Origin of the sequence: Ruminiclostridium papyrosolvens DSM 2782 (assembly GCF_029318685.1) — a bacterium.
Taxonomy (GTDB): Bacteria; Bacillota; Clostridia; order Acetivibrionales; family DSM-1351; genus Ruminiclostridium; species Ruminiclostridium papyrosolvens.
The window spans coordinates 4,088,209-4,103,259 of sequence record NZ_CP119677.1 but is presented as its reverse complement, the minus strand read 5'-3'; the positions used below and the strand labels follow the sequence as shown (position 1 = coordinate 4,103,259).

14 protein-coding genes are annotated in these 15,051 nt (G+C 36.3%); 13 read left to right on the top strand and 1 reads right to left on the bottom strand.

Annotated features, from left to right (window positions below; all coding sequences use genetic code 11):
* The first annotated feature begins 5 nt into the window (after positions 1 to 5).
* The 11 genes from P0092_RS18140 (at position 6) to P0092_RS18090 (ending at position 11,333) form a co-directional block, all read left to right on the top strand.
* The gene (locus P0092_RS18140) at positions 6 to 1,235 is read left to right on the top strand and encodes an outer membrane protein assembly factor BamB family protein (protein WP_004622193.1); all 1,230 of its coding nucleotides are present in this window, start codon (positions 6 to 8) and stop codon (positions 1,233 to 1,235) included.
* Positions 1,236 to 1,421: 186 nt separating this feature from the next.
* Entirely contained in the window at positions 1,422 to 3,200 is a 1,779-nt protein-coding gene (locus P0092_RS18135) for an RHS repeat domain-containing protein (RefSeq protein WP_276186986.1), read from the top strand.
* A gap of 29 nt (positions 3,201 to 3,229) precedes the next feature.
* Positions 3,230 to 4,039, top strand: a complete 810-nt coding sequence (locus P0092_RS18130; protein WP_004622198.1) for a hypothetical protein — start codon at positions 3,230 to 3,232, stop codon at positions 4,037 to 4,039.
* Between the two features lie 236 nt (positions 4,040 to 4,275).
* A complete protein-coding gene (locus P0092_RS18125) occupies positions 4,276 to 5,832 on the top strand; it encodes a hypothetical protein (RefSeq protein WP_004622200.1) in 1,557 nt (518 codons plus the stop codon).
* Positions 5,833 to 5,993: 161 nt separating this feature from the next.
* Positions 5,994 to 6,431 carry a MarR family winged helix-turn-helix transcriptional regulator gene (locus tag P0092_RS18120; RefSeq protein WP_004622201.1) on the top strand — a complete coding sequence of 146 codons (438 nt, stop codon included), beginning with the start codon at positions 5,994 to 5,996 and terminating at the stop codon, positions 6,429 to 6,431.
* 57 nt (positions 6,432 to 6,488) lie between these two features.
* Positions 6,489 to 7,817, top strand: coding sequence for an MATE family efflux transporter (locus P0092_RS18115; protein ID WP_004622203.1), 1,329 nt, complete (start codon positions 6,489 to 6,491; stop codon positions 7,815 to 7,817).
* A gap of 221 nt (positions 7,818 to 8,038) precedes the next feature.
* A complete protein-coding gene (locus P0092_RS18110; RefSeq protein ID WP_004622205.1) occupies positions 8,039 to 8,260 on the top strand; it encodes a hypothetical protein in 222 nt (73 codons plus the stop codon).
* 68 nt (positions 8,261 to 8,328) lie between these two features.
* Positions 8,329 to 9,087, top strand: coding sequence for an IclR family transcriptional regulator (locus tag P0092_RS18105; protein ID WP_040759433.1), 759 nt, complete (start codon positions 8,329 to 8,331; stop codon positions 9,085 to 9,087).
* Between the two features lie 175 nt (positions 9,088 to 9,262).
* Positions 9,263 to 10,231, top strand: coding sequence for a ribokinase (locus P0092_RS18100; RefSeq protein ID WP_004622209.1), 969 nt, complete (start codon positions 9,263 to 9,265; stop codon positions 10,229 to 10,231).
* Positions 10,232 to 10,325: 94 nt separating this feature from the next.
* The gene (locus tag P0092_RS18095) at positions 10,326 to 10,889 is read left to right on the top strand and encodes a KpsF/GutQ family sugar-phosphate isomerase (RefSeq protein WP_422784828.1); all 564 of its coding nucleotides are present in this window, start codon (positions 10,326 to 10,328) and stop codon (positions 10,887 to 10,889) included.
* A gap of 30 nt (positions 10,890 to 10,919) precedes the next feature.
* Positions 10,920 to 11,333, top strand: coding sequence for an RbsD/FucU family protein (locus tag P0092_RS18090; protein ID WP_004622212.1), 414 nt, complete (start codon positions 10,920 to 10,922; stop codon positions 11,331 to 11,333).
* A 163-nt stretch (positions 11,334 to 11,496) separates the two neighbouring features.
* On the opposite strand, the gene P0092_RS18085 is transcribed toward P0092_RS18090, so the two are convergent.
* Positions 11,497 to 12,516 carry a LacI family DNA-binding transcriptional regulator gene (locus P0092_RS18085; protein WP_004622214.1) on the bottom strand — a complete coding sequence of 340 codons (1,020 nt, stop codon included), beginning with the start codon at positions 12,514 to 12,516 and terminating at the stop codon, positions 11,497 to 11,499.
* A 415-nt stretch (positions 12,517 to 12,931) separates the two neighbouring features.
* Here P0092_RS18085 and P0092_RS18080 point away from each other — a divergent pair, with 415 nt between their 5' ends.
* Both P0092_RS18080 and P0092_RS18075 read left to right on the top strand, forming a co-directional pair.
* On the top strand, positions 12,932 to 13,825 hold the full coding sequence (locus tag P0092_RS18080; protein ID WP_004622216.1) for a dihydrodipicolinate synthase family protein: 894 nt from the start codon (positions 12,932 to 12,934) through the stop codon (positions 13,823 to 13,825).
* Positions 13,826 to 13,879: 54 nt separating this feature from the next.
* A complete protein-coding gene (locus tag P0092_RS18075; RefSeq protein WP_004622218.1) occupies positions 13,880 to 15,034 on the top strand; it encodes a pyridoxal phosphate-dependent aminotransferase in 1,155 nt (384 codons plus the stop codon).
* The last annotated feature ends 17 nt before the right edge of the window (positions 15,035 to 15,051 follow it).

The window sequence follows — 15,051 nt, the reverse complement described above, 5'->3', positions numbered from 1 at the left end:
GAACTGTGTTGCAAGACGAATTTCTGTTTGATAATAATGATGGACTTGGCGGTTATGAGAGTGGCGGATATGATGAAAATGCTATACACCCTGTAGATGTCAACTGGACAAGGCAGTCAAAATATACTATACCTAACAATCCTCAATTACTATGGAAAGTAAGTGTTGACAATGCTTTTGTAAATGAAAGTATAGTTCATGGCTCGTTTGTTGTTGATAGAGATAGAAATATAATAGTTTCAGACTGTGATAATAACATTCTAGAGCCACATTTTGGTAGACTTATGAAAATAAAAACCAATGGAGAGATAGAGGAACTGTTTCGAAATAACAGGCAATTAAAATCGCCTGTTATTGGGAAAAATGGATGTATATATATAACCACAACAGGTGCAATAAAATCAAAAGGACATAAATTGTTTTCGATATTACCTGATGGTAATGTAAAGTGGGAATTTGATATCGATGAAGAAGCATACTCAAAACCAGTTTTAGATTCTGATGGGAATGTATATATATATACTTATAGTGATATGGGGACATTATTTAGCATTAGTCTAGAGGGTAGTTTAAATTGGCAACGGAAATTCAATTCTGTTAACTGGTATGAACCTATAATAACAAAAGAAGGATTAATTCTAATTGGATTGAATGTTCATCATACTTTATGTGCATTAAATAAAAAAGGTGAAACTATATGGGAGAAAAAGCTAGGACAAGGATTAGGAGAATATCCTATGTATTTGAAAGATGACGGTACAATATATGCTTGCTTATCTAGTAAATTATTTGCGCTAAATAAAAATGGAGAGGTTTTATGGGATTATATGCCTGGCGAAGGCTATGTAGCATCTACACCTGCAGTTGATAATATGGCTAATCTTTACTTGAATTTAACTGATTTTGAAATCGCTTCACTTAATATTGCTGGAAAAGAAAGATGGAGGACGGTTGTAAAAGGTGCTGCAAATGTTCCACCTATTGTTGGAAGCTGTAATAAAATTTATCAAGAAAGTTTTATGCAAAGGTATCCCCAATATGTATCGTGGGTTGAGGCGTTTACGAAAGACGGTCAAAAACTTTGGGATTTTGAGTTAAACGGAACTATTGTTTCTTCTGTATTAGCGAATAATAACCTAATTTATATTCTTTCTAATTGTCATACCTATAGTAAAAAGGGTTGGAAAGATAAAATGAATGTAAAATGGGAAATACACGCAATAGGAGATGTCTAATCTCAGTAAGGCTTGTCTACATAGTGAACCCTTATACAATAAAACCATAGAGGGAGCCAATGGCCTATAGATAAAAGTTTGACAAAGCAGTATTTTAAAAATTTATAGGTGAAACTACAGTATATTAATTAAAAAAGAAATTACTGAACAGTGAGAGAGTGGGTAATCGCTTATCAAAAGTATGGATTGAACGTCTTTTACACTGTAAGCAAAACTTACGACGACATAAACCGTAAGGTCACAAAAACAACAAATGGTGAAACAACAACACTTGAATACGACGGTAAAGGAAATCTTTTAAAAGAAACCGTACCCGGATCAATCACAAAACAGTACACCTACAATGACAATGGTACAAGGTCAACCTTGGTATCACAGCAGGGAACCGAAACAATAAACGACTCAGCATATGAATATGACAATATGGGCAGACTCCGAAATGTAAAGGAAGATGGACAGCAGGTAGCACAATACACATATGACCAAAATGGAAACCGCAGTTCAATTACATACGGAAACAACGTAACCGTAGACTACACTTACAATCTTGGAAACAGAATAAAAACATTAGTAAACAAAAATGCTGATGGAACTGCACTATCCCAATTCAGCTACACCTACTATCTGGATGCAAACGAAGCCACAAAAACAGACCCGCAAGGTGAAACGGCTTATGAATATGACGGACCTGGCAGGCTTAAAACAACAGCAGAACCCGGAAACGTACAAAGAGCATATACCTATGATGACAGAAACAACCGTTCATCTGTCACCACAAGCGGACCGCTATACGAAAACATGGAAGACATGGGCTATGAGTACGACGGACTTAACAGGCTCACAAAAGCGACATATCAGTACGATGCTGACGGAATAAGGCAAAGCAAGACGGTAGACGGTATCACTACAACCCATGTACTGGACGGAACAGATGTAGCGGCAGACATTACAGGTGCGGACAAAACCGAATATGTCCGTGGAATCAACCTCATATGTATGAAAAAGAACGGACAGATGTACTACTACCTGTTTGATGCACACGGAAATGTAGTGCAGATGGTTGACCAAAATGGAAATATTGTAAATAATTATACATATGATGAGTGGGGAAATACAAAGAGTCAGACAGAAGGAATAGAGAATCCGTTCAAGTACTGTGGTGAGTACTTTGATAAGGAAACAGGACTGTATTATCTACGGGCCAGATACTATGATCCGACAATTGGGAGATTTATTTCAGAGGATTCATATTGGGGGAAAGATGCTGACCCATTGAGCCTAAATCTCTATACTTACTGCCAGAATGACCCAGTAAGGTATATGGATCCTAGCGGACATTGGTTAACAGCCAGCCAAATTGCAAGCACGTTAGGTAAGTATGTGGAGGCAGGAATTGCTGCTGGAGAATTTATTATTGAAGCCGGTGTCACTGGATATACAGTATTAAAAAGAGTTACTCCCTTAGGAGTAGCTACTTGGGTATTGTTTAAACCAACTAGTACAGCTACTACTAAATATGAACAGGCAGAAATAAAAAAATGGGCGGAGCAACATAAAAATGAAATATCACCAAAGCCCCCAAAACCTCCTAAGCCAACACTTGCAGAAAGAATAACGTTAATTACTGCTGCTTGTAGCAAAATTAAAGATAACATCAAAAGCTGGGGGCTTGAAGCTTATAAGGATATGACTATACTTTTAAAAAACACTGGTTTACAAGCACATCATATTATAGAAAAAAGATTTGCACCATTATTAGGAATTAAAAATACCGATATAATGTATTCAATGGCAGTTACTCCGCAACAGCATCAATTATTTACAAATGCATGGAGAACAGCTATTCCTTATGGAACAACTCCTACTAATATGATGGATGTTTATAATACAGCATTAAAAATTTATAAAGATTTTCCTGAGATAATTAAGATAATTAACAGAGCAATTGAACTTCAAAGTAAATAGTAAAATAAGTAAAGGTGGTATTTTAGAATATGAGAAGAAAAGAAAAGTTTTATTTGAAAGGAAATGAAAGTGATATAAAAGATGTTATGATTACTATTTTTCCTGATAGTTTAAGTCCTGAATTAGGTATTATTGAAAACATATATACAGACACACCAGAATATTTGAGACTGATAAATGAATGTAAAAATAGAAATATAGATTTATTTTTTAGAAGTTTTGAAATGGAATACACAAAGTCAGATTTAGAAAGAGCAGAATACTTTGTACTGAATGTTAATTCATATTGTAGTGAATTTTCTGATGAATATGATACCGAATACAGCTATGATAATAAATGTTCCTGTTGCGGGTCAGGAAGAACCCAAATTTCAGATTTGTATATAGACAAATCCAAAATGGGTAAAAAAGAAATTTCTGTTACGTATGATCTGGTTTGGGTTATAAGTGATAAGATTTATCGTTTATTTATTGAAAATGGAATTACAGGTGTTGAATTTGGAAATGTTCATCATAAGAAAAATGGAAAAATAAAAAGTGAGCCTCTACTGTATCAGTTAAAGTCAAGTAATACGTTACCTCCCCTTAATGAAAAGTCAGTATTCTTTAAAGAAAAATTTTGTGAGTGCTGCAAAAAGAGCGGATTGTTTTTACATTCACTTCCATACTATAATATGGAAAATTTAAAAAATGCAAAAGATGTAAACTATACTTATGAATATTTCGGGGCAGGGTTTAGTGGTAGGCCTTATATAATTGTAAGCAAAAAGGTTTACAAATTATTAAAGGCTAACAAGATTAAAGGAGTTAAGTTCGATATTGTAAATATATTAAAGTAAGTATTTCATTTATTATGAAAGCCCTGGCAAAGCTTCCACTCTGTCAGGGCTTTTTCTCTGTATTAACCCTCACCAAGAGGCTATATGACAACACTCTCATAATTTAGCAATCAGCGTATCTGCTATGACATAGCTTAAAAAATATACAATCGTAATACTTACGTAATTGGATAATGCTGTGTATTATGCTAAAATGTTCAATAGAAATGATTTATGGGTTAAAATAAGGGGATTATATGAAAAAAATAGCTTTAAAAATTATTATAATTTGTTTTACCTTTTTGTGCACTGTTCCTACATATGTGAGTGCCGCTGGCAGCAGTGCTACCTTTGAGATAAGCAAAGGGCAGGATTCTGTTAACGATCTGGTAAAAATTAATAATTCACTTATATATGTTGGGAATAATTATACCGGTGGGATGTTTATAAGATATTTTGATGCCGCAACTATGAAGCAGAAATGTAATGTAGCCATTGACAAATGCGCAGGACTCCCCGTACTTGGTGAAAACTATTTTATTGTGCATACTCCTAGTGGAGTGGATAATGGCGGTAAAGAAGTATATGACAGGATTGTTTACGACGTCAAAACCGGGAAAAAGCAGGTGCTTGCAACTAAAATTGGCTGGGAGTCAAGTATAGGCCATGTTTATAATAATTCTGTTTTTATGTTTGGAGATGCAATTTATGATTTCGACAGGAAGTTTTCTCAGACTAATGTTAAAAATATACATGATTATTTTTCAGATAATCTGGTGGAATCGAGCTGTGAAATAGGGGGGAAGAATTATATTTTCAATCCTAAAACCCTGTCTCTTTCCGAATATCAAAATATAGACGGTGCAGGGGAGTATATACTTAAGTCTGAAAAATACGGGTTTCTTTATATAAAGGATGATTCAGTATATTGGCAGAAACCTGATGAAAGTCTGATAAAGGTATGTTCGTACCAGAAGATTGATGATAATATAAGCGAATATATACCCTCTTATAAGCAATATGGCTTTAATACATCAGGAAATGCAATTTATATTATCAATTCACCCGCAAGTTATGTAGTTATAGACCTCAAATCAGGTAAATTCAAGAGCTTTGGTATGTCAAAGCCATTTCAGAGCATGATGTTCGGCCCGGATAACAAAAGTATATCACTGCTTTACAATATTAGTAAAGGTGCTCAGCAGCAGTGGGCAACAGATCTAACCTATGTAGACAGCAAGGAAAAAAGTACTTATTTAAGTACTGACGCTACTCATATTACTTATTTTAAAAACTATCTGGTTTACGAATCAGGTATTCAGCCAATGGGCATGACGGATATGTTTACAAGTCAGCTAAATGTTTATGATACAGACACTGGAAAAAAGACAGTGTTAAAAGGTAACGTGCATAATTATTATATCAGCGGAGGAAAGCTGTACGCTATGGTAGACGATGCATGCTACCTGTTTGATACAAATAAAAAGACTTTCACTGTTCAGACCAAAGTGAAAAAATATATAGGAAATGGAATATATATGGTTAAATTGGGGGCAGATGTCAGTTTTGTAGATAAAAATAACGGAGCAGTTAACCGATATAGTTTACCGAATGAACCTATTTGTGCAATATTGCCCGGGTATACAAAAGGCTTTTTATATGACGGAATAATCTTGAAAGCCATAACATTACCTGATACTAAGAGATTTACAAAATCCTGTGATATCAAGATCTGCGACGGATATATATCATACAGCTACCCGATTGTTGTAAAAGGGGTAACCTATACCTATATAAGGATACTTAAAGTCTGAAATACAAATAGCGAACCATTAAGGCTCAGGGGTTGACTTAGGTCGAAGGGAACTCCATTTCAATCAACATTGTAGGAAAATATCTGTGTAGGTCTTGACAAAGTAGAACTCTACCTATATATTGTTAAGTAGAACTCAACCTAATTTTGGAGGTGAATAGAATGGAGGGTTACGGCTACTACATTCGGGCTATTGCATTCGGTATGCGCTATTCCAACGACCAAAGCCTAGCCGATTACGGAATAACAAATCAACAAGCCCGGCTTCTTGGAGACATTCATGATAGTATAAAAAACAAAAGCGAAATAAGCCGCAAGGCATTAAGTGAGACTATGGGACTAAGTGGCCCGTCAATCACAAGCCTTCTGAATGGACTTGAGAAAAACGGATTTATTATCCGGCAGCAGGGTGATGAGGACGGGCGTACAATGAAGATTGAAATTACGGCAAAGTCCATGCAGTTGATAGATGAAACTGAAAACATCTTTGCGGAAACCGAACGTAAACTGTTGCAGGGATTTACGGATGAACAGAAGAAAGCATTTTTGGAATTACTGGTAAAAGCATATGAAAACGTAGGTGCTAGTAATCGCGCTTAAAAGCGCTTTCTTTTGCAAAATTAGGTAGAATTCTACTAATTAAAAGGAGATGTTATTATGAACAATGAAGAGAATAATGAAATGTATTATTTTGAGAAAGCACCCGTACCTAAAGCGATTATGCACATGGCAGTACCAATGATTATGGGTATGGTCGCCAATATGATTTATAATATCACAGACGCCTATTTCATAGGTCTGTTGAATAATACGTCTGCATTGGCCGCTGTAACACTCGCGCTACCGTTTGTTACTATTCTCATGGCACTTGGAGAACTGTTTGGCACCGGTGGAAGTACCTACATTTCACGTCTACTAGGCGAAAAAAATATGATTGGCGTAAAAATTGCATCCTCTGTCAATTTTTATTTGTCGTTGTTGGCAGGTGTTGTATTTTCTATAATTTGTATTCCGTTTTTAACGTCAGTTTTAAATGTCTTAGGTGCGACCGGTGACGCATTTGCTCCAACAATGGATTATATTCTGCCTTTTTTGATTGGTGCACCGTTCTTGATAGCAAATTTTACTTTAGGTCAAACTATTCGGGGTGAAGGTGCGGCAAAGGAATCTATGATTGGAATGGTTATTAGCGTGGTTGTTAATATCATACTTGACCCAATTTTAATTTTTACACTTGGCATGGGTGTGATGGGTGCGGCTATCGCAACTGTGATTGGCAATATTTGTGCGGTTGTATACTATGTTTGGTATATGAACTCAAAAAGTCCTGTTCAGAGTGTGTCACTACAGGATTTTAAACCTACAAAAGATATACTTGGCAACATTTTCAAGATTGGTGTATCTGCATTTCTACTTTCATGTTTTTTAATTGTATCGAGTCTTTTGTTTAATAACTACTCGATGATGTATGGTGATTATGTGGTTGCTGCTTTTGGTGTAGCCAACCGAATGTGTCAGATTTCCGATATGATTGGTATGGGTCTGTATATGGGGGTGGTGCCTTTGATAGCATTTTCTTATGCGGCAGCAGATACCGAACGTTTGAGTAAATTGATTAAAACAACAGTAACCTATCTTGTTTGCATTGTTTTGGGAATTGCGGCTATCTTGTTTGCATTTCGGACACAACTACTTAGTTTGTTCAGCTCTGATACTAATGTAATTCGTGTAGGTAAAGAAATTTTAACAGCACTACTCCTATCTACTTTGTTCGCCGGACTATCGGGGTTTATCACAAGTATATTTCAAGCTTTTGGTAAAGGTGTGAAGTCCAATATTATGTCCGTAGCAAGAGGAATTGCACTAATTCCTATCATTATTGCAGGAAACATAATATTTGGATTGGATGGTGTAATTTGGTCGCTGACCGCATCTGAATTTTGTGCATGTGTAGTGGGCGTTTGCCTTTTAATTAATACAAAATGATACGAAAAAATACAATCTGAATAATTTACAGATATTGAGATGTACTAAATATGAACAAAAGTATATTACTGCTTTACAATATTAGTAAAGGTGCTCAATAGCAGTGGGCAACAGATCTAACCTATGTAGGCAGCAAGGAAAAAAGTACTTATTTAAGTACTGACGCTACTCATATTACTTATTTTAAAAACTATCTGGTTTACGAATCAGGTATTCAGCCAATGGGTATGACGGATATGTTTACAAGTCAGCTAAATGTTTATGATACAGATACTGGAAAAAAGACAGTGTTAAAAGGTAACAAGCATAATTATTATATCAGCGGAGGAAAGCTGTACGCTATGGTTGACGACGCAGGCTACCTGTTTGATACAAATAAAAAGACTTTCAAAAATGATATAGAAATGAATGCAAAAAATGTTGAATACGATAAAATAATGTGATAGTATTTTATTGTAATAAAAAAATTAGAACGATGTTCCACAATAGAGAACAAAAGGTGATGAGTATTATGCATGATAATGTGGAAGTAAAAATAAAAAGTCTTCAAAAAGCAATTAATGTTTTAAACTGCTTTGTTAAAAAACCTATGCTTGGAGTTAGTGAAATCAGTGAGACATTAGGCTTGTATAAAAGTAATGTTCACAACATATTGGAAACGTTTCAGCAGATGGGTTATGTGGAGCAGGATGAAGAAACTAAGAAATACAGTTTGGGGATAGGTATTTTTGATTTAAGCAGGGCATTAGGCAATACTTTTATTATAACAAAAATTGCACAACCCTATATGCAGGAAATATCAAATATTACAAATGAGAATGTGTATTTGGCAGTTCCGCATGATAATCAGGTACTGTATCTGGAAGCTACCTATCCGGCCCAGGCGACACATTTAATGCGTTCTTTGTTTGGTGAAAGAGCAAATATGTATTGTACGGGAATTGGTAAGGCTATTCTTTCCAATATGCCTGAGGAATATATTTCAAAGTATTTAGAGCGTGATTTTGTACGATATACCGAGCAAACGATTATAGATAAAGACAGACTGAGAGAAGAGCTTCGGACTACAAAAATGAGAGGCTATGCAATTGATAATATGGAACATGAATTTGGTGTTAAATGTGTGGCATTGCCTATTTTTAATGCTCAGCACAAGGTTGTTGCAGCAATGAGCGTAAGCGGTGCGTCCATCAAGTTTACGGAGAGCTTTATTGCAGAAGTGGCAGAAATTGAAAAGCGGTATATTAAAATGATAGAAAGAAGAATTTAGCAATATAAGGGACAGATGAATAGGCAATGGTTTATCTAAGTGTTTAAGCCGTCGCATACATTCTAAGTAGGATAATGTATTACAAAAAAGCGTATATATGCTTGACGGATATAAATTTACGATATGTTATAAGAATTTAAATATAAAAAATTTAAACCAAAGGCGGTAATTTGCTATGAAAACACCTAGAATACTAGTGGTAGGCAGTCTTGTGATGGATTTAATTTACACTACTTCAAGGGTTCCGAATGAAGGAGAAACAGTAAACGATGGTTTGTCATTTACATCTGCACCAGGTGGGAAGGGAGCAAATCAGGCAGTACAGGCTTCTAGACTTGATGTAAACGTTACCATGGTTGGAAAAATTGGAACAGACATGTTTGGGGATCAATTATTAAAAACAATTAAGGATGCTGGGATAAACACTGATAATATATTGAGAGATGAAACCTGCTCATCTGCTGTCAGTAATATCATTTTAGAAGTAGCACGCGGAAAAAAGGCAAAGAACAGAATAATTGTAGTACCTGGTGCAAATATGAAACTGACTGTTGATGACGTGGAATTTTTAAGAGAAAAAATAACAGAGTATGACCTTGTTATCTTGCAATTAGAAATTCCGCTGGAGGTTAATAAGACAGTAATAGACTTTGCATATGCAAAGGGAGTTCCTGTTATGCTTAATTCTGCTCCATATCAGGAATTAGACGATGACTTGCTTTCAAAACTGACTTATATTTCACCGAATGAGCATGAGGCATATGGTTTGACAGGCATAAAGACAACTAAGAATGATGGCAGTATTGACACGGAAAAGGTGGAGAAGGCTGCAAATGCTTTGCTGGCAAAAGGCGTGAAAAACGTAATTATTACATTGGGCAGTAACGGTGTAGCATTCATGAATAAGGATATGTTTGTTATAAAGCCTTGTATAGATATTGTTGATGTAGTAGATCCGACTGCAGCTGGAGATTCTTTCACAGGTGCTTTCTGTGCAGCTGTGTGTAAGGGTATGGAACCTGATAAAGCGCTTGATTTTTCTAATTACACCGCGACCGTAACTGTTTCAAAAATGGGGGCAATTACTTCGTTGCCTACCATGGAAGAAGTGCAGGCATTGATGAAGAAGAATAATTACAAGTAAAAAGGAGATACATATGGACAACAATATGCGATATGATTCAGAGCAGTCATTAGAAACTATGCTAAAAGAGTTTGTGAACATTTCCATGAAAGAAATGCATGCCCTTATTGAAGATGTAAATTTCGACATTTACTCTGAAGCTGTTGAATTAATACTAGGCGCAGAGAGTAATGGAAACAGAGTTCATATTACCGGAATTGGAAAACCGGCTCATGTTGCCGGATATATTGCCTCCCTATTATCGTCCACGGGGACACCTGCTTATGAATTGCATGGGACTGAAGCGGTACACGGTTCATCGGGTCAGGTAAAGCCGGGGGATGTGGTTATTGCTATATCTAACAGCGGAGAGACGGCTGAATTAGTAGGGACTGTAACAACTTTAAAAAATAACGGAGCTAAAATTATATCGGTAACAGGTAAAAAGGAATCTTGGCTGGCAAAAAATAGTGAAGTCTTTTTATATGCAGGGGTTTCAAGCGAAGGAGATTATTTGAACAGGGCTCCGAGAGCCTCTATACTTGCAGAGATATTTATTCTCCAAGGACTTAGCATACTATTGCAATGTAAAAAGAATGTAACCCCCGAGCAGTATATTAAGTGGCATCCGGGAGGAGCATTAGGAAAATTGAGAGACGATGAGAAAAAAATCAGTTAACAAATTTTGTAAAAATTAAGGAGAAGTATTATGCTAAAAACAGCGTGTATAAATCCTGACTTAATTGGTCTTCTTGCTGCTTGCGGACATGGCGATAAAGTACTCATAGCAGATGGAAATTACCCTCTTGAATCAAAAACAGCGAATAATACCGCAAAGATGTATTTGGGATTGACTCACGGAATTCCTCTGGCTACGCAAGTTCTTGAAGTACTTGGCAAGACTATTGCCATAGAGGGTGCAGAAGTAATGGTTCCTGAAAGCGGCGATGAGCCGGAGATATTTGCAGAGTTTCAGGAACTTTTACCTGATGGGATAAAACTTAGTAAGCTTGAACGATATGATTTTTATGATGTGTGTAAAAAAGATAATATAAAAATAGCCATTTCCACCGGAGAACAGAGAGTATTTGCTAACATTCTGATTACTGTTGGTGTTGTATAAAAAGTAAAGCAGGGATGCTAAAAAACAATTCACGACTATATAAAATGTAAAACCTAAGCGGTCAAACACAGATATAGTTGGAATATGCTTATGAGGCATCCCTTTTTATATAAGGCTCTGCTAATACATCGGGCCAAGACTAAAATCTCAGTAATCTGTATTTCTAACGGGGTCTTGCACAAGAGTTCTGCATAATGATATCGGCTTCAAGAACCACCTTTTTAGGTTTCCAATCATGAGGATTCTTTATTCTGCTGATCAGCAATTCGGCAGCTATCCTCCCTAATTCGGAAGGCTTCTGATTTACAACCGTTAAATCTGGCTTAAGGATAGTATGGTATTTAAACACTCCAAAAGCACATACTGACATTTTATCGGGTATGCTGATATTCATTTCGTTCAAGGCTGCAACTGTGCCCAATGCCATCAGATTGTTTACTGAAAAAATAGCTGTTGGCTGCAAAGGCTGCATTATGAGCTTTTTGGTTAGCTCATAACCTGATTCGAATGCATAGTTTCCATATAATATATAGTTTTCATCAATTGCTATGTTATTGTGTTCAAGGGCTTTGATATATCCTCGTAATCTGTCGTTTTTAAGGATTGGATTGTTTTCGCTGCACAATATAGCTATTTTTTTATGACCAAGAGATATAAGGTAGTTTATCATCTGATATGACCCTATGAAGTTGTCATTAATCACTGAATCTATAATAATGTCATCATCTGAGTTGCAAAAATCCCTGTCAAACAATACAATCGGCAGCTTAGTGCTGTTGATCTTCAGCAGCTTCTCATTTTTTCCGGCAGAAGCTATTATAATACCGTCAACTCGCTTAGAGACTAAAACATCAAGAATCTTCTCCTCTTTTTCAATGCTTTCTTCGGTATTTAATATGATGGGCTGGTAATCACTTGCCGTAACAACATCACTGATAGCCTTAACTGTATCCATAAAAGACACGTTTGACAGATCGGGTACAACTATTCCTATGGTATTGGTTTCTGTCCTCTTAAGGCTTCTGGCTACACAGTTAGGAACGAAATCCAGTTCGTCTATAACCTTGCTTATCTTTTGCTGTACTTCCTTGCTTACATAGCTGCTGTTGTTCAAATAGCGTGATACTGTAGCTGTTGAGACATTGGCTTTAGTAGCAACGTCTTTTATAGTTGGGTTTTTCATTTAATAATCACCTGTTCAGTTATTTTACACATGTATACGGTACCATAATAAGTATAAAAATTCAATAATTTTTAATTGATAGATTCGCATGTTAATATGGAAGGAATTATAAAGTAGGCATAATACATAAAAAAATATGTCGAATTTAAATATTTTTTGTATATTATTATTGATTAATTTATGTGTATATGCTATTATCATCTTGTGAAAACGTTTACACAACTATTTTTATTACAAATGTTGGATTATATAAGTAATGTGTAAATAATGAGTATTACTTTCTGTTTTTTCTTTAGAACATCTGAATTTTCTACAGCATAAAGCACTATCTGAAAAACAGACGGGATAAAGAGCCGTATTGTTTGCTTTGAAGGTTATGTAAACGTAATGTACATATAAAAATGGAGGTCATGTGATGAAAAAATTGTATGGTGTTACAACGGCAATGGTAACGCCCTTTGACAGAAATGGAAATGTTGATATTAAGGCAGTCAGCGGAATCGTAGAATTTTTAATTTCAAAAGGTGTGAACTGCTTGTATCCTTTGGGGACAACCGGAGAAATGTATCATTTGTCGGTTGAAGAAAGGAAGGCTGTTGCAGAAACGGTTGTTAAGAGTGCAAATGGAAGAGTAACAGTATATATCCATGTTGGCGCGATGTGTCAAAATGACACGATTGAGCTTGCGAAGCATGCTAATGAAATCGGTGCTGACGGAATTGGCGTTGTAACGCCATCGTTTTTCGGTGTGAATGACAGAGAAATAGAAGAATATTATGTGGCTGTTGCCAAAAGCGTACCGGCCGATTTTCCGATTTATCTTTACAATATTCCGCAGTGCTCAGCAAATGATCTTAAGGCAGATGTTGCGCAGAGGATAGCGGAAAGATGTGAAAATGTTGTGGGAATAAAATACAGCTATCCTGATTTTGTCAGAACACAGCAGTATCTCGGGATTAGAGAAGGCAATTTTTCCGTACTTATAGGAGCTGATAGGCTGTTAAATGTCGCACTTGCTATGGGATGCTCAGGTGTAGTATCGGGAGTATCGTGCGTTTATCCTGAACCGTTTGTCGATATTTACAAAGCCTTTATGGACGGAAATATTGAGGAGGCTGCGAGAATTCAAAAAATTGCGGTAAGGTATGTTGAGACATTAAAAGGCGGAAGTAACATGTCGTTTTTCAAAGAGGCTCTGAAGCTTAGAGGAATAGATGCAGGATATATGAGAGCTCCTCAATTGGACATAACTAAAGATGAGGTTGAGCTGCTTAATGAGCAATTGAATAGGATAGGCTATAAAAAATAGTACTTGCCATAAAATATATTTTTACAATTATGTGTTTAAAGAAAGGAGATTAAAATGAAAAAATTATCTATCGCAAGAAACAGCATGCCGGAGTCGGGGATACGTAAGCTGCAAAACTTAGCTTCTGCAATTCCGGAAGCGATTCGTTTGGAAACAGGAGAACCTGATTTTATTACACCCTCAAATATAAGTGAGGCGGCAGCTAAAGCGGCGCTTGAAGGCTTTACAAAATACACGCCCGTTCCTGGTTATATTACTCTGAGAAAAGCTATTCAGGAAGATTTCAATAAGGACTATAACACTTCTATAGATATAAACGAGATAATTGTAACTTCCGGTGCAGTATGTGCAATAACAGCAGCACTTATGGCTATAGCAGATCATGGTGATGAAGTTCTTATGCCTGATCCCGCATGGCCTGTATATGAAATGATATTGATTGCACAAGGCTTTACTCCTGTCAGCTATAAGCTTGAACCGGATGCCGGGTTTACTCCCAACTGGAGTGAACTTGAGAGCAGGATAACTGATAAGACAAAGGCAATTATGGTTAATTCTCCTTCAAATCCTACCGGAGCTGTTTATGATGAAGCAACAGTCAAAAAGATAATTGAATTTGCTCAAAAGCATGACTTGTATATTATTTCAGACGAAGTATATGACTCTATTATTTTTGACGGAAAGCATGTTTCATTGAAAACATATGATACTGACGGCAGAGTAATTACTATTATGGCTGCATCGAAGAAGTATGCAATGACAGGATGGAGAATCGGATATGCTGTAGCGAATAAGGATATCACTGCATCAATGTCACAGATAATGATTACGCTGGTAGGTAATGCAACATCAGTAGCACAAAAAGCGTATGAAGAAGCAATAACGGGACCGCAGGACTTTGTTGAAAAAGCAAGATTAAGCTATAAGAACCGTAGGGACAAGGTATATGACTTGTTTTGTGAGGCAGGGATTAAGGCTTACTATCCTAAAGGTGCATTTTATATGATGGTGGATATTTCAAGCACAGGAATGGACTCTGATGACTTTTCAATAGCTTTGCTTAATGAAGAAAAGGTATCGGTTGCCCCGGGAGCTACTTTTGGGAAAACGACTGCAAGGATGATACGTATATCCTATGCTACTGAAGAATCTAAATTGCTTGAAGGTGTGAGAAGGCTTTGCAGCTTTATTAGCAGGCACAGCAAATAAATATAAGCAGTGGATAC